The following is an 18,980-nucleotide window of genomic DNA, read 5'->3' as shown; positions in this document are numbered from 1 at the left end:
GCCAAACAGCAGTGCTGCTGGACGAACAGGTTCTGATGCAAACACAGGCTTTGCTGAAACAAGTGTCTTTGATGGACGCACAGGCAATCACGGATAAACGACATACATCATCCTCCTGCTCAGGCGCCGCCCCAGGGGCCCTGCACCAATTGCACAGATGGCTGCGACGGTAAGTAGCGTGCCAGCAGCGGGGAAAGTCCCTCAATCTGCAAACTGTCCTGCGGTTTGCCGCCGCGGCGTTTCAGTAAGGCGAGTTCCAGCCTGTCTGAGTTACCGCCCGGGGTTAACCCCAAACGCAGCGGCAATGGATTCCCCTCCGTGGCGTCAGTCACCAGAATAATCGCCAGACAGCCGCCCTTTTCCGCCGCCAGTTGCAAACGCCGGGCTTCGGTCAGGCTTAAACGGTCAAGCCAGCCCAGTAACAAACGGCAGCCACCACTGGCCAGACTCTGCTCCATGGCCCAGAGTTTGTCTTTACGCGCGTTGACATCCACCAGGCAAAAGCCTTCCGGCCGCAGCCCATGTTGCAATAAGTACTGGGGATTCAGTTGCCAGGGGGCCCCAACCAACATCACAGGGGTGTCGTTTTCGTCCTGTATACACCTGAGCAGTGGCGTTAACAGCAGCATCGACTGCGAACCCGGTACCGGGCAGCTCAGTTCACACACCCCATGGCGCGGCCAGCCGCTGTCGGGCAAGGCAGCATCCAGCGTCTCAAAGCCGGTGGCATAACCGGGCTGCTGGCAGGTTTGTTGTCCAAGCCAGATATCCTGGCGGCCAAGTTGTTTGGAAAGCTCTTGTGGACTGGTTTTCATCGGGGCACCTGTGTCTGAACCGGATTTCGGTATTCAAATCACCAATAACTGTATATTTATACAGTATAGCAGTTCTGACAAACTTGCCAATCCTCTGGGATCTGAATTGCCAAGGTGTATAATGCGAATCATTTTTATTTATGAGTCTGTACGATTGTCATGAAGTTGTCCCGCCATCACCCCTTTGCCCGCCTGCAATGGCGCCTGTTTGGCTATTTCGGCTCCTCCCTGTTGGTGATTTTGTTGTTGGCCAGTCTGATTGAAGCCATGGTGCTGCATCAGCTGTTGGTGCTGCCTAAAGAAACCAAGGCGCAGCTGTCGGTGTTGGCCCGGGAGGCCGAAGCCATGGTGAAACGCGGCTCACCTCAGGCGCTGGCCGAGTGGGAGGCGGCGCAGTCGTTCAGCTTGCATGTGATTAACAGCCGCCTTGAAGGCGTGAGCGGCCGCCCTGTTCATCCGCACTTTGAATTCAAGCTGGGGTTTATGCTGGGGCCGGATCAGGCGCTGGGGGATCGGGTACAAAAGCCCATTATTGGCCTGCCAATTTATGCCACTTTCGATGACAGCGGCCCTCTGCTTTTGGCGGTGCAGCTCAATGCGAATTTGCACCCAGCCAAGGATCTCAGTTACAGCCTGTGGGCAATTCGCTTAACCGTGGGATTATTTGTGCTGTGGCTGTTCAGTCGCCTGCTGGGGCACTACCTCATTAAACCGCTGGCGACGTTGCAACAGGGCACCCGCGCCCTGGCAAGCGGAAAGCTCAGCACCCGGATCGGCGAGCACTTTTCGGCGGCTGAACCTGAGTTTTATCAGCTCGGCCACGACTTTGATGAAATGGCGGATGTGATTGAACGCACCCTCACCACCCAGGAGCGCCTTATTCGCGACGTGTCCCATGAGCTGCGCACCCCGCTTGCGCGGCAAAAGCTGGCAGCCGATTTGCTGGAGAGCGATCTGGCAGAATCCTCGCCTTACCTTAAGCGGATCCACGCCGAAAACAGCGAACTCAGCCGCCTGATAGACACCCTTTTGGGTTACAGTCGCCTCGCCAGTGGCTATCAGACCGCCCGCTGCGCGCCCTTTAATCTGCACGAGCTGGCGCACTCACTTCTGGGGGATTGCCGTTTTGAAGCTGCGCCACGCCAACATATCGAATGGCAGGATCTGGCCGCCTGCAAGCATATCGAGCTTGAAACCGACCAAAGTTTGCTGCAGCGGGCGCTGGAAAACCTGGTGCGCAACAGCCTTAAATATGCCGGACCTGAGTGTCATATTCAGATAACCAGCCACTGCGATGATAGCTGGCTCACTATCACGGTGGCGGATGATGGTCCGGGTATCGATGACACCAAGCTCGAGACCCTGTTCCATCCCTTTACCCGCTTTGATGAGGCCCGTCACGCCAGTCAGGGCGGATTTGGACTGGGGCTTGCCATAGTGCGGGAGTGTGTGCGTCTGCTCGGCGGTGATGTCTCGGCCGGGCGCAGTGAAGCTGGTGGGTTGGAAGTTAAGCTGTTGCTGCCGATGCGGCTTAAAAGGCTGGCCGCTGCCGACAAGGCCATTTAGTATAGGTGCATGAATTGCTTTTGGAAGGTGCGCGGATGTCCAGCCTGAGTCCAAGCCGGATCTGGCATATAGTGACCCTCATTCCCGAGGGTAAGGTGCTCAGTTATGGCAAGGTGGCCGACCTTGCCGGTTTGCCCGGCCGCGCCCGCTATGTATCACGGGCCCTGAAGCTGGCACCGGACAGTCTGGCACTGCCCTGGCACAGGGTGATAAACAGCCAGGGAAAAATTTCTTTTCCTAAAGACACTGAGCCCTTTCGGCTACAACAGGAAAGCCTGCGTCTTGAGGGGGTTATCGTGAACCAAGGCAAAATCAACTTGTCTGAATATGAGTGGCGGCCCGATATGGCCACCCTGATATTGAGTCTGCCTTACTGATGCCAAGGAGCTGTATGCGCAAGTTTCTGTTATCCCTCGCCCTGCCACTGCTGAGTGCCAGCGCTTTAAGTATTAGCGCCTATGCCCAAAACTCACTGTCGCCCTTTGAGGCCGACTACAAGGTGCTGTACGGCGATATTGGCCTGGGCAAGGCTCATTTCAGCCTGCCGGCGCCCGAAGGAAATTACTACCAGTACAATTTTACCAGTGAGCTGAGCCTGCTGTTTTTAAGCGATGAGCGCAGTATCAAGAGTAAATTCCGCCGCACCGACCATGGGCTTGAGCCGATGGTGTTTATCCATCAGCGCACAGGTACCGGCAGTGATTTCAGCGAGCAGGTGGCCTTTTTGAAAGACAAGTCCATCGTGCGCAGCAACTACAAGGGCGAGCATGTTGAGCTGCCGTTTGAGAACAAGCTCTACGACACCATGATGGTGCAGTTGCAGTTCCGTCAGGATCTGATTGATGGCAAAGAAGCACTCGAATACCACATGGTGAAAGACAACGAGATTGATGACTACTCATTCAAGCGCATGGGCGAGGAAGTGCTGAATATCGATGGCACCGAGTACCGTACCCTGCGCCTTGAGGTGATCCGCGACAGCAAGAAGCGCAAAACCGTGGTGTGGATGGCGCCGGATCTGGCCTATCTGCCGGTACGCATGACTCACTTTGAAAAGGGCGACAAACAGCTGGATGTGCAGCTGACCGGTTATCGCTTTACCGATACCGCGCCCGCACCACTGGCGGCCAACCCATAAGCGGTAAACAAGCAACAAAAAAGCCGGCAATGCCCGGCTTTTTTAGTCTTTACGCTGTGTCGGCAGTACCCGGGTTATTCGTTTGTATCCGTGTTTGCCACAAAGGCGCCGCCACCAACCACTTCCCCTTTACAAAACAGCTGCCACTGGCCGGGCTGCATGATATTCCAGGCCTCGTTATCGGTTAGTGGCCGGGTAGCTATCACGGTAACCACGTCATTGGGGGTGGTTTCCTTGTCAAAATCAATCACCACATCGGTATCAATCAACTTGGCCTTGCCAAAAGGCGCGCGGCGGGTGATGTGGCTTAAGTTGTTACTGCAAAAGCTCATCAGGTAATTGCCTTCCGAAAGGATCATATTAAACACCCCAAGGGTGCGAATTTCTTCGGCAAGTTCTGCTACGTAAGCAAATACCGGCAACATGTCATCGGGGCGCTCATCACCAAAACGGCCAACCAGTTTTTCCAAAATCCAGCAAAATGCCAGTTCACTGTCGGTGTCCCCCACAGGGCGGAAACGGCGCACCACAAACTTGTCCTTATAGTCACTCAACTGGCCGTTGTGGGCGTAGGTCCAGTTCAGGCCCCAGAGTTCTCTGTCAAAGGGGTGGGTGTTTTCCAGCGACACACAGCCACGATTGGCCTGGCGGATGTGGCTTATCACGGTTTCGCTTTTAATCGGGTATGACTTAATCAAACGGGCAATGTGTGATTCGCTCGATGGGCAGGCGTCTTTAAAGGTGCGGCTGCCCTTGCCTTCATAAAAGGTAATGCCCCAGCCATCCACATGGGGGCCGGTTACCCCACCACGCTCGGCCAGCCCGGTAAAACTGAACACAATGTCGGTGGGCACGTTGGCGCTCATCGCCAATAATTCACACATAATCAAGGCACCTGAAGGTCACAAATACAACAACTAACTTATTGTAACTTTGCCCCTTGTTGATGGGAATGCCGCGGGGCTCGAAAAAATTTAAACATTTGTTTGAAAAATGCTTGTGTTCGATCACAGTTGGATTTACTTTTTAATGCGACACAGGTCTGACCACACACTATACTTGTGATCAGGATCGCTTATATGACCCGCCTGGAGAAGGGTTATAAATAAAGGAGAACGAGAGTGACTACCCTACTTTGGAGTATCGCGCTGCTTGTGGTGCTTGGTGCCTGCGCTTATTTGCGGGTGTCCTTGCTGACCGCCACTGCCGCAGCCGCCATTATGTTGACCGCAGGATGGACCTTGGATGTTGTTGGCCTTTGGGGCGGCATCATCTTTTTGGTTATCGCCCTGCCTCTGAATATCAGCAGTATTCGTCAGAGCCTGATCACCCGCCCGCTGCTGAAAGTGTACCGTGGCATCATGCCCGAGATGTCTTCCACTGAAAAAGAAGCCATCGACGCCGGTACCACCTGGTGGGAAGCCGATCTGTTCGCCGGTAACCCTAACTGGAAGAAGCTCCACAACTACCCGACCGCCCGCCTTTCTGCCGAAGAACAAGCCTTTATCGACGGCCCGGTTAACGAAGTGTGCCGCATGGTGAACGAGCATCAGGTATCCCATCAGTTGGCTGACCTGCCTGCTGACGTGTGGCAGTACCTGAAAGACAACGGCTTCTTCGCGATGATAATCAAGAAGAAGTACGGTGGTCTCGAGTTCTCCGCCTACGCCCAATCCCGCGTACTGCAAAAGCTGGCTGGTGTTTCCAGCGAGCTGGCGTCCACCGTGGGCGTGCCCAACTCCCTCGGCCCTGGTGAACTGTTGCAGCACTACGGTACGGCCGAGCAGCAAGACCACTACCTGCCACGTCTGGCCAAGGGTCTTGAAGTGCCTTGCTTTGCCCTGACCAGCCCGGAAGCCGGTTCAGACGCAGGCTCTATTCCTGACTACGGCGTTGTCTGCAAAGGCATGTGGAAAGGTGAAGAAGTGCTTGGCATGAAGCTCACCTGGAACAAGCGCTACATCACCCTGGCCCCGATCGCCACTGTGCTTGGTCTGGCCTTTAAACTGCGTGACCCTGAGCGTCTGCTCGGCGGCGAAGAAGAGCTCGGCATCACCTGTGCCCTTATTCCTACCGATGTGGAAGGCGTGGAAACCGGTCGTCGTCACTTCCCGCTCAACTGTATGTTCCAAAACGGCCCAACCCGCGGTAAAGACGTGTTTGTGCCCTTAAGCTTTATCATTGGCGGCCCGAAAATGGCCGGTCAGGGCTGGCGCATGCTGGTGGAATGTCTGTCGGTTGGCCGCGGCATTACCCTGCCATCCAACTCAGCCGGTGGCGTGAAAACCGCTGCACTGGCAACCGGTGCCTATGCCCGCATCCGCCGTCAGTTCAAGCTGCCTATCGGTAAGCTGGAAGGTATTGAAGAGCCAATGGCGCGCATCGGCGGTAACGCTTATCTGATGGACGCTGTAACCTCGCTGACCACTACAGGTATCGATCTGGGTGAAAAGCCATCGGTTATCTCGGCCATCGTTAAGTATCACCTTACCGACCGGATGCAGAAATGCGTAATCGACGCCATGGACATCCACGGCGGTAAAGGCGTGTGCCTTGGCCCCAACAACTACCTGGGCCGTGGTTATCAGGCTGCCCCTATCGCCATTACCGTGGAAGGCGCCAACATCCTTACCCGCTCTATGATCATCTATGGTCAGGGTGCCATTCGCTGCCATCCATATGTTCTGGCCGAAATGGACTCTGCCTTCGATAAAGACGTGCGTCAGGGTCTGAACCGCTTCGATGCAGCCCTCTTTGGTCATATTGGCTTTACCATCAGCAACCTGGTTCGCAGTGTGTGGATGGGACTGACCGGCAGCCGCTTCTCTAACGCCCCATACGGCGACAAGACCAAGCGCTACTACCAGCACATGAACCGTTTCAGTGCCAATCTGGCGCTGCTGTCTGACCTTGCCATGGCCACCCTGGGCGGCAATCTCAAGCGTAAAGAACGTATCTCAGCCCGTCTTGGCGACATGCTGAGTCAGCTGTACCTGGCCTCTGCCACCTTGAAGCGTTATCAGGATGAAGGTCGTCAAACTGAAGATCTGCCACTGGTACAGTGGGCGGTTGAAGATGCCCTGTTCAAGCTGCAAGCCTCTTTGGATGAGCTGCTGGACAACTTCCCAGCAGGTCTTGGCGGCGTGCTGCGGGTACTGCTGCTGCCTTTCGGTCGTCCGCTGAAGCGTCCAAGCGATGTACTGGACCACAAGGTTGCCAAAATCATGCAAACCCCTTGTGCCAGCCGTGAGCGCCTGGGTCAGGGCCAGTTCTGGGCAGCCTGCGATAACAACCCTGTGGGTGTTCAGGAGCAGACCTTCAAGGACATCCTTGCCGCTGAGCCCCTGTACGACAAGGTATGCAAAGCTGCCGGTAAGCGTCTGCCCTTCATGTGGCTGGATCAGGTAGCTGCCGAAGGTAAGGCACTGGGCATTCTGTCTGATGCCGAGATAGCCCTGCTGGAGAAAGCCGAGATTGGCCGTATGAAGTCTATCAACGTAGACGACTTCGACCCAGCCGAGCTGGTGGCGCAAACCACCACTGGCAAGTCTCAGGAGCAAGCGGCTTAAGCCCTGCTCCCAACTAAAAAAGGCGCCTTCGGGCGCCTTTTCTTTTGCAGCCAATTCAACTGCATACTATTGTCAATGAAACTTAAACTCTCTGCTATACGCTGGCCACTGCTGACACACGGGCCAAGACACACAGATCATTGAACCTGCATCAAATTAAATGCCTTTAAGGTGAACAGGTCCTGAATTGAATTCACCTTAAGCAACTCAGCTTAAACAACTCAGCTTAGGCTGAACTGCCTTAAGCTGAACTCGAAAAGCATCTGACTGCGCCCCCAACCCAGTGGAGCGTCGGCGAACGAATGTGTTCAGCCTTGCCGGCATCTTGATGGCGGTTGATTTCAGTGAGGCTGGATATCGAGAACAGGACTTGGGCAGCAATAAATTAGGGTAGTAATAAATCAGGCTGGGAATAGATTGGAAGGGATAGGTTTAGACAGTAATAGCTGTCGATTGAACCGATTGCCATAACGGAGCGTTACCCACTGAGTAATGCTTGAATGGCCAGGATGTTGACTTCCTCAGCCACTCAGCGGGTAACGTCTTTATTTCATCAGGCTTTCAGCGGCTGATTGCCGTCGCTGCCTTCATCACGCAGGGTTGGGCTGCCCACGGTTTCTTCTTCAAAACCCGCGTTGGCCTCACTGGCCACTTCCCTGGCGGCCTCTTCCTGCTCACGGGCCAACTTTTCAAAAGCTGCACGCTCGGCTTCTTCCTTTTCAGCCTGGGCTTTTTCAAGCGCTTCTTTTTCCTGCTGCTCTTTAGCGTATTGCTGCGCCTCAACCGGAATAAGGCTGATAAGCTCAATGCCGGTGGCCGGAATTTCACTGCCGGCGGTGACAATACGCAGCTTTTCATCCTGCAGGTACACCAGCGGTAAAGCACTTTCGCCATAGCGACGGGTGAACTCAACCAAGGTAAAGTTTTCCCGCAGCGTTGTGCTCTTTAAAATGCCACCCTTTGCCATTTGGCTGGCTATTTTGGCGTATGAGACGCCCTCGCCGAACAGGCAAAGACGCTTCATGTAGGCCTCAGACGCCAAATGACGGGCGCTGGAGCCTTCCATGTTATTCAGACCATACACCTTCTCGGCGCCAAAATAGTCCTGGAAATGGAAGCTCACCAAGGGGTTGAGCTGGCGGTATGGCGACAACACCAGCACCCGGCCGATGCCGGTTAAATCGAGGTAGGTCTCTGCGTGTTCAGATGCGGGATTACCAAAATACACCGGAATATTGTCCATCCGTGCCAGACGAATGTTATCCCAGTTGGTGTCGGCCAGCATCACCTTGATGTTTTTGCCTTTCAATAACTTGGCAAGCTCGCGTGAAAAAGCAGACGCCCCGAAAAACAAAATGCCCTGCGCCGAATCGGCTTTCACTTTCAGAATGCGTGCCCAGGTGCCAGCCGACAGGCTTTGCACCACCACAGTGCCGATAATAATCAGAAACACCAGCGGCACTATCTTCTCGGCGCCGGCTACGCCCTGCTCTTCAAGCTTGATGGCAAACAGTGACGATACCGCCGCCGCCACAATACCGCGCGGCGCCACCCAGCTTAAAAACCACTTTTCAGGGCTGGTAAGATTGGTACCTATTCCCGACAGCCACACACTGAGCGGCCGAGCCACCAACATAGCTATCACCAGCACGCCAATGCCACCCCAGCCAAGATCCATCATGGCGGATGAGTCAAGCCTGGCCGCAAGCAGAATAAACAGCGCCGAAATCATCAGCACCGTCAGGGTTTCTTTAAATTCAAGGATATCGGCAATATCAACTCCGCGCATATTGGCAAGCCAAATGCCCATCACAGTTACTGTCAGCAGCCCCGACTCTTCCTGCAAAAGGTTCGAGCCAACAAAGGTGCCGAGCATCACGGTGAGCACCGCGGTGTTTTTCAGATAATGAGGTAAGAGATCCCTGCGAAGCACCCAGCCCACCAGATAGCCCATGGCGGCGCCAAAACCAAAACCCAGCGCCAGAATAGAGCCAAACGACATCAGCATATGACTGGTGGCATCCTGTGAGGCGGCTATGTACTCAAACACCAACACCGCCAGCACAGCGCCTATGGGGTCAATCACTATGCCTTCCCAGCGCAGAATGCTGGCAAGCTGCGACTTGGGCCGCACACTGCGCAGCATAGGCACAATCACAGTAGGGCCTGTCACCACCACAAGCGCCCCAAAAAGCCACGCCAGCGCCCAATCAAAGCCCATAAAGTAATGGGTTGCCAGGGAAATCGCCACCCAGGTCACGGCCATGCCTATAGTCACCAGGTGGGTCACCATACGGCCGTAGTCTTTGATTTCTTTAAAGTTAAGTGTGAGAGAGCCTTCAAACAGAATGATGGCTACTCCGAGTGAGATCATCGGAAACAACAGATCGCCAAAAATCGCGTCCGGTTTCAAAAAGCCAAGCCCCGGCCCCAGCAGCAGACCACAGAGCAGCAAAGGCAAAATAGCCGGGAGCCTAAGTTTCCAACCCAGCCACTGGCAAAACAGCGAAAGCACCCCAATGAGCGCCAGAATGCCGGTGATATGTTCAACCATGTATTAGTCCTTGAACGGAATATCCCTGAGAATTAAGACCACGTTAACAGCTAAACGTGCCAATCACATCTTATCTGTTTTTAAGCAGAGTGCCATCAGTCATAACAGACTGATTGGGCAGGAAGTGTAAACGAGCAGCTCGGCAAATGGCATCACACTGCCCGGTGAAGGCTGCGGCAAAGTGCACGACCTTGTAACCCATTGCGCTAGCCGCCTTAGTCAGCTTCAGGCCTTAAATCGTCGAGCAACTGCCGATGTTATCAGCATGTTGTAATTCAAGGCGCTGGATGGTAGCGTTGCCGGGACTTTTGCGGGTAGCGTGCGGTAAACAAAATATGTCAGCGGTAACAAGAATCATCGTATACCTGATCCTGTTTGCTCTGCACCCGGTACTGGTATTCGCGTCCCCGCAAAAAGTTGCCCAACATCTGGACTTCGATGCAGACAACATTTCTGCGTTGCTGTTTGATAAACAGGGGTTTATGTGGCTTGGGACCCAGGATGGTGTCTACTTTTACGATGGCTATCAACTTGAGAAATTCAGGCCCGATGTCAACGAAAACGGCGCCAATGACGCTAACGACGCTAACGACGCTAACGACGAGATTGCCAGCTTTTCCCAGTTTCCCGCCTGTACCATTGTCTATTCAGGCAAGGGCAATAAGAATAACCAACAAATCCTCGATACGACCTGTGTCGAAGTCACGGCCGGCGGGGTAAACACCCTGTCCACCTACCCCGCCGACATGGCGCTGGCATCACTGCTCAGCACTGGCGCAGAGGTCATTGGCTCTAGCGGCATGAGCTATGCTGCCAAGGGCAATGTCACTGGCGATGCATATTACATGGGTCTGGGTTCAACCGTCGACCCCATGGCAAACGGCAAGGTGTGCTTGATTGACCGGGGTGAAATTTCCTTTAACGACAAGGTGATAAACTGCGAAGCCTCGGGTGGTATCGCTGCTGTGATAGTCAACAATGTGGCTGGCACGCTGTATGGCACCCTCGGAGCCGACACAACTACCACAATCCCCGCCGTTGGTGCAGCCCTTGAAGACAGGGACACTCTTCACAGCGCAGCCATGTTGACGGTCGAAATCGGCGGCTCAGATTATGGCCTGATGAGCGGCACTTCCATGGCTACACCCGCAGTCAGTGGTTTGGCGGCACTGCTTTGGTCAAATCATCCTGAATGTAACGGCACGGATATTCGTCAAGCGCTGAAAATGACCGCCTATGATGCAGGCGCTTCAGGCCGGGATGACTATTTTGGCTACGGTATCGTTAAAGTGGCTGATGCACACCAATACTTGTTGGACAAGCGCTGCAGCGCATCGCCCACGGTGGACATTCAATTGACCAGCTCCAGCTACTCTGGCAAACGCGGAGAGCAGGTAGAGCTGAACTGGTCCGGCGCCACCACCCGTAAGGTCAATGTTTACCGAAATGGGGTGGTAATCAGCGCCACTGCCAATGATGGCAACTACGTTGACACCCTCAATAACCCCTATGGCATCTACAGTTATCAAATTTGCGAAGACGGCACTGGAAACTGTTCCGACATCTCCAGCGTGACCTTTAACTAACTGCCAAGTCCTGATTTCAAGAGCGCCCTCGGGCGCTCTTTTTTTGATGTGCCTCATCGCCAAACCACAGCAAGTTCAGGGCAAAGCATCACTGTCTGAACAGCCGGCGCAAGTCTAAAGCCCAAAAACAAAAAAGCCCTGTCTTTACAGACAAGGCTAATTTGAAATTGGCGGAGCGGACGGGACTCGAACCCGCGACCCCCGGCGTGACAGGCCGGTATTCTAACCAACTGAACTACCGCTCCCCAATTGATGCTGCGCATATTACCCAGAGCACGAATTTCGGTCAATGGCTTTTTTACACTTTTTAAACCAAAGGGTTAAAAATCCGCCAGCCTCTGTTTATCACTGCTGGGCTTAGTCGTCCGGCAGGGTCAGGTCGATATCATCCAGGGTTTCTTTCATGCCCTTTTCAGGCGCATCTTTGGCGGCCGCTTCAGCTGCGGCTGCGGCCAAGGCTTTTTTAAGCGCCTGACGCTTACGCCAGAAGATGAGCGCACCAACCCCCAAAAGCAGCAGCACCACATTCACCCCAATCAGCAAATACATGGCACTTTCTTTAGCCTTGGCTTCTTCGGCGGCGGCGATGGCAGCTTCGCGGGCGGCAATTTCCTCTGGGCTTGGTGGCGGCGCCGGCGGTTCAATCAGGTTGAAAAACTGCTCTGGCAGACTAAGCACAATCTCGCGACCATCGAGAGTGGTAGCAAAGGCGTCACCCTTAATGCGGTAACTACCAAACTCATGCACTTCGGGCAGCACAAACTCAGTGCTGCCTTCTGCCATTTCCGAGATGGTCATCGGCAGCTGCAAACCGGCAGGTCCCACCAATTCCAGTTCCAGCAAGGTTTCCGGCAACGATAACGACTCGGTATTGACCAAAATGCCGAGCTTATAGCGGCCGGTTAATGGATCTTCCGGTTCGATAAGCTTGAGTTCAATCGGGTGCGGCGACAGCACTATGTCGGTTTCCTGCTCGCGCTCAAACACGTTGTTGCGTGCCCGCACCAAAAATTTATAGTGACCCCAAGGCTGATTGAGATTGATTTTGCCGGTAAAAATGCCGTCATCGGGGCGGCCATCAAGCCCTTCACCATCATCTTTGTAGCTGCCGACAGTAACTGTACCTGTGGCAAAGTTTTCATCACCTGGCTGGTGATCGCTGATAAAGCGCGCGGTCCATTCCACCAGATAATCGAGCCCCGGCATCCGCAGACGCTCGTTATCCCCCATCAGTCTGGCGGTAATTTTTACCCGCTCGCCCTGAAACAGCGGCTGAGGTAAGGGATCGATTTGCACCGATAACTTGCTCAGCATAAGCAGCTTGGAGCCTTCGGTAACCTTACCCACCAATTGCCAGGGGCCGGGCTCAGGGTTTTCAATGGTGATGATGTCGCCGGTGACGCCATCGGTCCAGCGCACCGTATCAGGGTGACGATTGGCATACCACTTGGATCCATCGGGCAGCACCACCACCACAGGGGCACTGCCATAATCGCGCTGTATCACCAGGGTGAGGCTATCGACCATATGGTCGATTCGAAAACGGTTTTTAAGCTCCCTCGCCTGCTCCACAGGCACGGTTTCGGCGCGCACAGGCGTCGCCAACAGGCAGCACACACAGCTGAGCAGCAGAAGTTGCAAGGCTTTGAACAAGGTGGTTATCCCCGCCAGAGGCATTTGCCCGATTTGCCTACCAAATCAAGCCGTTTTTCATGACTATCCAGTTCATCGGCCGTGGCGCTGACAACTTTAAGGGCAGGACGATTGCTATCCAGGCGGATGATGCCACCATCGGAGCGACCGCCTTCGTCTGCGCTCAAATTAAACTTGGTTTGGCCGCCGGTCATGATGAGGTAGACATCGGCCAGGATCTCGGCATCGAGCAAAGCGCCGTGATAGGTGCGGCGCGAGTTATCTATGCCGTAACGCTTACAGAGCGCATCGAGGTTGTTCTTTTGGCCCGGGTGTAAAAACTTGGCCACCGCCAGGGAGTCGAGCACATCACAGATGTCGTCCACCACTGGACCGCGCGGGTTCAGCATAGAAAACTCGTGATTAATGAAGCTCATATCGAACGATGCGTTGTGTGCAACCAGTTCGGCGCCGCGGATAAATTCGATAAAATCGGCGGCCACTTCATGGAATCTTGGCTCGTTGGCGACCCGCTCGTTGGTAATGCCGTGAACCGCGATGGCTTCTTCATCAATCGGCTGACCGGGGTTGATGTATTGGTGATATGTACGACCGGTCGGGCGGCGGTTTATCACCTCCACGCAGCCAATTTCAATGATCCGGTGGCCAAGGTACACGGCACCGGCCCCCTGATTCATACCTGTGGTTTCGGTATCGAGAATGATCTGCCTTTCGGCACTTGAGATGATATTCATAGGAAATTCTGGCCTTTAACAGGCGAAAAACGGTTATACTCGCCGGGAATCACGACTATGGTAACAACTTGATGAGCGAACGGAAACAGATCCGCATTTACACCGACGGATCCTGCCTTGGCAACCCGGGCCCGGGTGGCTATGGGGTGGTGATGATTTACAAACAGCACCGCAAAGAAATGGCCGGCGGCTACGCGCTGACCACCAATAATCGCATGGAGCTGCTCGCCCCCATTCTGGCGCTGGAGGCCTTAAAAGAGCCCTGCGACGTTATTCTTACCAGCGACAGCCAATATATGCGTCAGGGGATAACCGAGTGGATCCACGGCTGGAAGAAAAAAGGTTGGGTTACCGCCAGTAAAACGCCGGTGAAGAATGTCGACCTGTGGAAACGCCTCGATGCGGCAGCAGCCAAACATAAGGTAGATTGGCGCTGGGTGAAGGGACACGCGGGCCATGAAGAAAACGAGCGCTGCGACACCCTGGCCCGCGAAGCAGCCGAAGCCAAACCCACCACAGCAGACGAAGGCTACGTCGCATCCCTTTGAGAAGGCCGATACACTAAGCCATCAGATTAAGGCCGGATATCGAAAAAACTCTGGCAAAACGTCACAAAGGCCTCCGCCAATGCCGTTGGCTGGCGGCTCTTGTGGCGAATAAGAAAGAACTGGCGGGTGAGCGACAAGCCCTCCACTTCCACCAAGCCCAGCTCCCGCCGGGCAAACTCACGCTCCAACGCCAACTGCGACAATACCCCAAGCCCCGCACCCTGCTTTACCGCAAGCTTGATGGCATCGGCGGTAGAGAAACAAAATCGCGCCTCTGGATGCAGCCCCAAATCGTGGGCCGCATTCACAAACACTTCACGGGTACCCGAGCCTTCTTCTCTTAATACCCAGGGCTGCCCCCGCACCTCTTCCACTGACACCCGTTTACCGGCAAAGGGGTGGGCCGGATGACAAAACACCTTAAGGCTGTCTTTATGCCAGGGGGTAACGGTTAAGCGCCTGTCGACACAGTGGCCCTCAATAAAGCCAAGTTCCACGTCAAAGTTCGCCACCTGTTCAATCACTTTAAGGGTATTGTGAATCGAGACATCCACCTGGGCTTCGCTGTGCAGCTGACCGAAGGCCACCGCCGACTTGGCCAGCAGGAAGTTACCTATGGTGGTACTGGCGCCCACTTTAAGCTCGCCGGCCAGCACTGATGATCGGGCAGTAAAAAGCCCTTCGATTTTACCCGCCTGATGTAAAAGCTCGGTGGCAAGAGGCAACAGCTGCGCGCCCTGGGCATTGAGTTTAAGCCGGTTACCCACCCGCTCAAACAGCCGCACCGACAATTGCTTTTCAAGCTCGCCAAGCGCCATGGAGGCGGCGGGGCCTGTCATGCCAAGTTCATCGGCAGCGCGGCTCACCTGCCCCTGACGGGCCACGGCTTCAAAGACTTCAAGCTGTCTTAGGGTCATCTTCATGGGTCAGCGGCCCTGCCCCTGACTGCCCGCTTTGCTCATGCGTCCGGCGCGGCCTGCGCTGGTAGCGGTTGACCACTTGGGCTGCCTGAGTTTCCACTTGGCCCCCACCGGGGTGAGAGGGATATCGATTTTACGCGCCACAATCAGATAAAAGCTGCCGGCACCGGGCAGCCAGGCCTGCAGTACATCCTGCCAGAAGCCAAAACGCTCCGGTGAGCCAATCAGCGGATGGTAGAAAAAGCGCTCGTCGCTCACCACCTGATATCCCAACAGCCCCAACCAGTCGCGGACCCGCGACGGCAAGAAGAACTGGCCGTCCCAGGGCGACTGTTCCCGCAGTGATGGCAGCAACTTACCCAAAAACAGACTGCTCAGCGGATTACAGCCAACAATAAACAAATAGCCACCACTGATAAGCACCCGGTCTGCTTCACGCAGAATGCGGTAAGGATCGCCTTCAAATTCCAGCAGCAGGCTCATCAGCACCGCATCGATACAGGCGTTTTGGAAGGGTAACTGATGGAAGTCGGCCTGAACCCCCAGCCCTTCGGCGACGTCGAGGGTAATCTGATGGCCGATTTTACAACCCGAGGTATCCAGCGACGACGACAAGGCCCCCAACTTCAGCAAATGATAGCCAAACACCTTGGGCCACCAGGGCGCCAGGGTCTGGTTTACCGATGTCATTAGCTGTGGGTGGGCTGGCAGTGCTTGCCAGGGGCCCGGGGCATTGGTCATGGGCGTGTCGAAAAAGACGTACTGTAGCAACAGCATACCGCAAATTTTGCGCCGATGGCACTGATAAGCCTTGGGGCCGGTTCGCAAAATTCATTAATTGGGCTTAATCAAGCTCCCGGTAAAGTGAAGGGATTTTCACTGTACTTTCATCGTAATGCCGTGACACACTCGGCCCTGGCCCAACTAATTACCGAGCAACCCCATGTATTCCATCACACCTATTGCTGCCTTTAATGACAACTATATCTGGATGCTTGGCCCCATCGATGGTGGCGATGGCGTACTGCTGGTTGACCCGGGTGACGCCTCACCTGTGATTGCTACCCTTGAGCAACAGGGACTGCGTATTGCCGCCGTGCTGCTGACGCACCACCATGGCGACCACAGCGGAGGCATTGCCGACCTGCGTCAGTGGGCATCGAAGCGCGGTGGATCTTTTAAAGTGTATGGCGCGGCATCATCGGAGTTTACCGATGTACCCTGCCACGATGGCGATACCCTGATGTTGTCAGAGCTCAGCACGGCGCCGCTTTCCATGAAGGTACTCGCAGTGCCCGGCCATACCCTGGATCATTTGGCCTTTGTAATCGATAACGCCCTCTTTTGTGGCGACACCCTGTTTTCAGCCGGTTGCGGCCGTTTATTTGAAGGTACGCCCGAGCAGCTATTTGATTCTCTTGCCAAAATCAAAGCCCTACCCGCCGATACCCGGGTGTACTGTGCCCACGAATACACCCAAAGTAACCTGAAGTTCGCCGCCGTAGTCGAGCCTGATAATCAGGCACTTGCTGACTACATCCAGGAAGTAAATGCCAGGCGTCAGCTGGGTGAGCCTTCCATTCCCACAGTGCTTACCACTGAGCTTGCCATCAATCCGTTTTTACGGACTGAGCAGCCAGCTATTACCGCCGCTGTAGCGCGACATTGGCAGCAAGGCGTGCCGGATGAAGTGACCAGCCTCGCCCTTTTGCGGCGCTGGAAAGACAATTTCTGATCTTTGGGTTACCATATCCGCCTTTTGACGTACTCCATGGATGATTTATTGGTCGATTGTTTGACCTTTACTACGCGCGACATGCCTGCCAGGCAGGGCTAAAACCAATAACAATGAGGGTTGCCTGTTTTTGATGCGACACTACAACTTACTGTTTGCCGGCGGTCTTTTGCTGCTGTCCGGCTGTCAACTGACGCCCGATAACCATCCGGCTGCCGATGACGACACTGACACCAATCTGGTCATGGTGACCGAACCTGCAAAGCCGCAGGATCTGCACCATGACGACGTCGTCATTGAGGTGAAAGATCTGTGGCAGCGGCTGCAGGATGGTATGCATTGGGAAGCCCCCAACGAAGCCTACGTGGCCCCTTATCGCAAGCGACTGCTGGCCAATCCGCGCCATCTAGAGCAAATCTTCAGCCGCGCCGAGCCTTTTCTGTATTTGATTGTGGAAGAGCTCGACCGCCGAGGTCTGCCGCTGGAGCTGGCGCTGCTGCCAGCCATCGAAAGTGCCTTCGATGCCGATGCACTGTCACACGCCAGTGCCTCAGGGCTTTGGCAACTCACCCCACCCATGGCGCGCTACTTTGGCCTGAAAATGAATTGGTGGTACGACGGCCGTAACGACATAGCCGCTTCCACCAAGGCCGCCGCCGATTTCCTCGAGTACCTTTACGATCGGACCGGCAACAACTGGCACTATGCCATTGCCGCCTACAACAGTGGTGAAGGCCGGGTACTGAGCGCCGTAAAAAACAACCAGCGTCAGGGTAAGCCAACGGATATTTGGGCACTGAAACTGCCCAAAGAAACCCGCAATTATGTGCCTAACCTGCTGGCGCTGGCAGATGTGGTCAAACATGCCGACCGCTATCAGGTGAAACTGCCTGCCATCAAAAACGAACCTGTTATCGACGTTGTGGACATTGGCAGCCAGATAGAACTGAGTCTGGCCGCCAAACTCTCAGGCGTGTCGGTAAACGAGCTTAAAAGCTTAAACCCCGGCTACCGCCAGTGGGCGACCGCCCCAAAAGGCCCACACACCCTGATTGTGCCCGTGGACAAGGTAGAAAACTTTGTTGTGGCTTTAGCGCAAACCCCGGAAGACAGCCGGGTGAACTGGCGCCGCTACCAAATCAAGCGTGGCGATTCGTTATCGGTTATCGCGCGCCGTTTTGGCACCACGCCTCAGGTGCTTAAGCAGGTAAACCACATGAATTCCAACCGTCTGGTGGCGGGCAAGGAATTGGTGGTACCCGCCAGCGGCGACACCAACAGCCTGGCAATTGCCGCCGCGCCGCAAAAAGCGCAAACCTACAAGGTGAAAAATGGCGATAGCCTGTGGAAAATCGCCAATGCCCATGGCATTACCGTGGATGATTTGACCAACTGGAATAATCTCAGCAGCAAGGCTGTTATCAAAAAAGGCCAGTTGCTGACTGTATGGCCTGCCAGCAAAAAAACCGCTAAATCCACCACTTATAAGGTGAAAAGTGGCGACTCTTTGTCGGTGATCGCCAAAAAGTTCAAGGTAAAGGTATCTGAACTGATGAGCTGGAATCAGCTTTCCAGTGCGGCCATTCGCCCTGGGCAAACCCTGACAGTGATGCTGAGCGGCAGTTAAGTAGTTATCCGAACGCTTTCACGCTCAACATCCATCGGAATAAAAAAGCAGCCTCGTGAGGCTGCTTTTTTGTTGGCGGATGCAGTGCGCATCTTATATGAACGCTGCTATAGGCTAATAGCAGCTATAAGCTAATGAATGTGGGGAGCATCAGCTCCTGGCCATCTGCGCTGCGTCCGGCAAACTCAGCGGTTAAACGGCACTCACCGCCGCAGCCATCCAAAAGGTGCCGGCACGTCGAAGCGAAATTGCAGACTGCTGCCGGCACTGATGGTTTCTTTGCGAAGCGCCTGGGTGAACATCATCTCATCAGACCATGCCCAGATACGTTCACCATTGGCGCCGCTAAGCTTAAGATCGGCACTCATGCCTGAGCGAAAGTGGGCGCTGATGCTACCTTTGCCGCTATGGCTCACATCCAATTGCCAGCGCTGATATTCGCCGCTCACTTCTATCAGGCTTAAACTGCCATGCAGAGGCGCTGTTGCCTGTACGTCCTGCATCTTAGCCACTCCTTGGATTTTGCTCGCTGCTG

16 protein-coding genes and 1 tRNA gene are annotated in these 18,980 nt (G+C 54.7%); 8 read left to right on the top strand and 9 right to left on the bottom strand.

Features of this window, described 5'->3' with window-relative positions:
- Window positions 1–119: 119 nt before the first annotated feature.
- Entirely contained in the window at window positions 120–815 is a 696-nt protein-coding gene (gene imuA, locus MJ923_RS08460; RefSeq protein WP_240590708.1) for a translesion DNA synthesis-associated protein ImuA, read from the bottom strand.
- Window positions 816–974: 159 nt separating this feature from the next.
- Here imuA and MJ923_RS08455 point away from each other — a divergent pair, with 159 nt between their 5' ends.
- The 3 genes from MJ923_RS08455 to MJ923_RS08445 are packed head-to-tail and all read left to right on the top strand — an operon-like array spanning window position 975 to window position 3,519.
- Entirely contained in the window at window positions 975–2,381 is a 1,407-nt protein-coding gene (locus MJ923_RS08455; protein ID WP_240590707.1) for a HAMP domain-containing sensor histidine kinase, read from the top strand.
- A gap of 35 nt (window positions 2,382–2,416) precedes the next feature.
- Complete coding sequence (locus MJ923_RS08450) at window positions 2,417–2,758, top strand: MGMT family protein (protein ID WP_126167018.1); 342 nt, start codon at window positions 2,417–2,419, stop codon at window positions 2,756–2,758.
- Between the two features lie 14 nt (window positions 2,759–2,772).
- Window positions 2,773–3,519: a DUF3108 domain-containing protein gene (locus MJ923_RS08445; protein WP_240590706.1), complete on the top strand. Its 747-nt coding sequence runs from the start codon at window positions 2,773–2,775 to the stop codon at window positions 3,517–3,519.
- Between the two features lie 74 nt (window positions 3,520–3,593).
- Here the strand turns inward: MJ923_RS08445 and MJ923_RS08440 are convergent, their stop codons facing one another.
- Window positions 3,594–4,403, bottom strand: coding sequence for a class II glutamine amidotransferase (locus tag MJ923_RS08440; RefSeq protein WP_240590705.1), 810 nt, complete (start codon window positions 4,401–4,403; stop codon window positions 3,594–3,596).
- 237 nt (window positions 4,404–4,640) lie between these two features.
- On the opposite strand from MJ923_RS08440, the gene fadE reads away from it, so the two are divergent.
- Entirely contained in the window at window positions 4,641–7,088 is a 2,448-nt protein-coding gene (gene fadE / locus MJ923_RS08435; RefSeq protein ID WP_240590704.1) for an acyl-CoA dehydrogenase FadE, read from the top strand.
- 553 nt (window positions 7,089–7,641) lie between these two features.
- On the opposite strand, the gene MJ923_RS08430 is transcribed toward fadE, so the two are convergent.
- On the bottom strand, window positions 7,642–9,642 hold the full coding sequence (locus MJ923_RS08430) for a cation:proton antiporter (RefSeq protein ID WP_240590703.1): 2,001 nt from the start codon (window positions 9,640–9,642) through the stop codon (window positions 7,642–7,644).
- Between the two features lie 335 nt (window positions 9,643–9,977).
- On the opposite strand from MJ923_RS08430, the gene MJ923_RS08425 reads away from it, so the two are divergent.
- On the top strand, window positions 9,978–11,228 hold the full coding sequence (locus MJ923_RS08425; protein WP_240590702.1) for a S8 family serine peptidase: 1,251 nt from the start codon (window positions 9,978–9,980) through the stop codon (window positions 11,226–11,228).
- Between the two features lie 168 nt (window positions 11,229–11,396).
- Here the strand turns inward: MJ923_RS08425 and MJ923_RS08420 are convergent.
- From MJ923_RS08420 to dnaQ, 3 genes are all read right to left on the bottom strand, one after another.
- Window positions 11,397–11,473, bottom strand: a tRNA-Asp gene (locus tag MJ923_RS08420).
- Between the two features lie 112 nt (window positions 11,474–11,585).
- Window positions 11,586–12,905 carry a TIGR03503 family protein gene (locus tag MJ923_RS08415; RefSeq protein ID WP_240590701.1) on the bottom strand — a complete coding sequence of 440 codons (1,320 nt, stop codon included), beginning with the start codon at window positions 12,903–12,905 and terminating at the stop codon, window positions 11,586–11,588.
- Window positions 12,887–13,615 (bottom strand): DNA polymerase III subunit epsilon, encoded by a 729-nt coding sequence (gene dnaQ / locus MJ923_RS08410; protein WP_240590700.1) that lies wholly within the window; start codon window positions 13,613–13,615, stop codon window positions 12,887–12,889. The genes MJ923_RS08415 and dnaQ overlap by 19 nt, the downstream gene beginning before the upstream one ends.
- A 71-nt stretch (window positions 13,616–13,686) precedes the next feature.
- On the opposite strand from dnaQ, the gene rnhA reads away from it, so the two are divergent.
- Complete coding sequence (rnhA, locus tag MJ923_RS08405) at window positions 13,687–14,163, top strand: ribonuclease HI (protein WP_240590699.1); 477 nt, start codon at window positions 13,687–13,689, stop codon at window positions 14,161–14,163.
- A 26-nt stretch (window positions 14,164–14,189) separates the two neighbouring features.
- Here rnhA and MJ923_RS08400 read toward each other — a convergent pair whose 3' ends face one another.
- Window positions 14,190–15,086, bottom strand: coding sequence for a LysR substrate-binding domain-containing protein (locus MJ923_RS08400; protein ID WP_240590698.1), 897 nt, complete (start codon window positions 15,084–15,086; stop codon window positions 14,190–14,192).
- A gap of 3 nt (window positions 15,087–15,089) precedes the next feature.
- Entirely contained in the window at window positions 15,090–15,860 is a 771-nt protein-coding gene (locus MJ923_RS08395; RefSeq protein WP_420854423.1) for a class I SAM-dependent methyltransferase, read from the bottom strand.
- Between the two features lie 166 nt (window positions 15,861–16,026).
- Here MJ923_RS08395 and gloB point away from each other — a divergent pair, with 166 nt between their 5' ends.
- Both gloB and MJ923_RS08385 read left to right on the top strand, forming a co-directional pair.
- Complete coding sequence (gene gloB, locus MJ923_RS08390; RefSeq protein ID WP_240590697.1) at window positions 16,027–16,818, top strand: hydroxyacylglutathione hydrolase; 792 nt, start codon at window positions 16,027–16,029, stop codon at window positions 16,816–16,818.
- A gap of 133 nt (window positions 16,819–16,951) precedes the next feature.
- Window positions 16,952–18,445, top strand: coding sequence for a lytic transglycosylase (locus MJ923_RS08385; protein WP_240590696.1), 1,494 nt, complete (start codon window positions 16,952–16,954; stop codon window positions 18,443–18,445).
- Window positions 18,446–18,648: 203 nt separating this feature from the next.
- On the opposite strand, the gene MJ923_RS08380 is transcribed toward MJ923_RS08385, so the two are convergent.
- On the bottom strand, window positions 18,649–18,948 hold the full coding sequence (locus MJ923_RS08380) for a BsuPI-related putative proteinase inhibitor (protein WP_240590695.1): 300 nt from the start codon (window positions 18,946–18,948) through the stop codon (window positions 18,649–18,651).
- Window positions 18,949–18,980: the final 32 nt, after the last annotated feature.

Origin of the sequence: Shewanella zhuhaiensis (assembly GCF_022484835.1) — a bacterium.
Lineage (GTDB): Bacteria > Pseudomonadota > Gammaproteobacteria > Enterobacterales > Shewanellaceae > Shewanella > Shewanella khirikhana.
The sequence above is the reverse complement of the archived record's forward strand: the minus strand, read 5'-3'. Positions and strand labels throughout refer to the sequence as shown.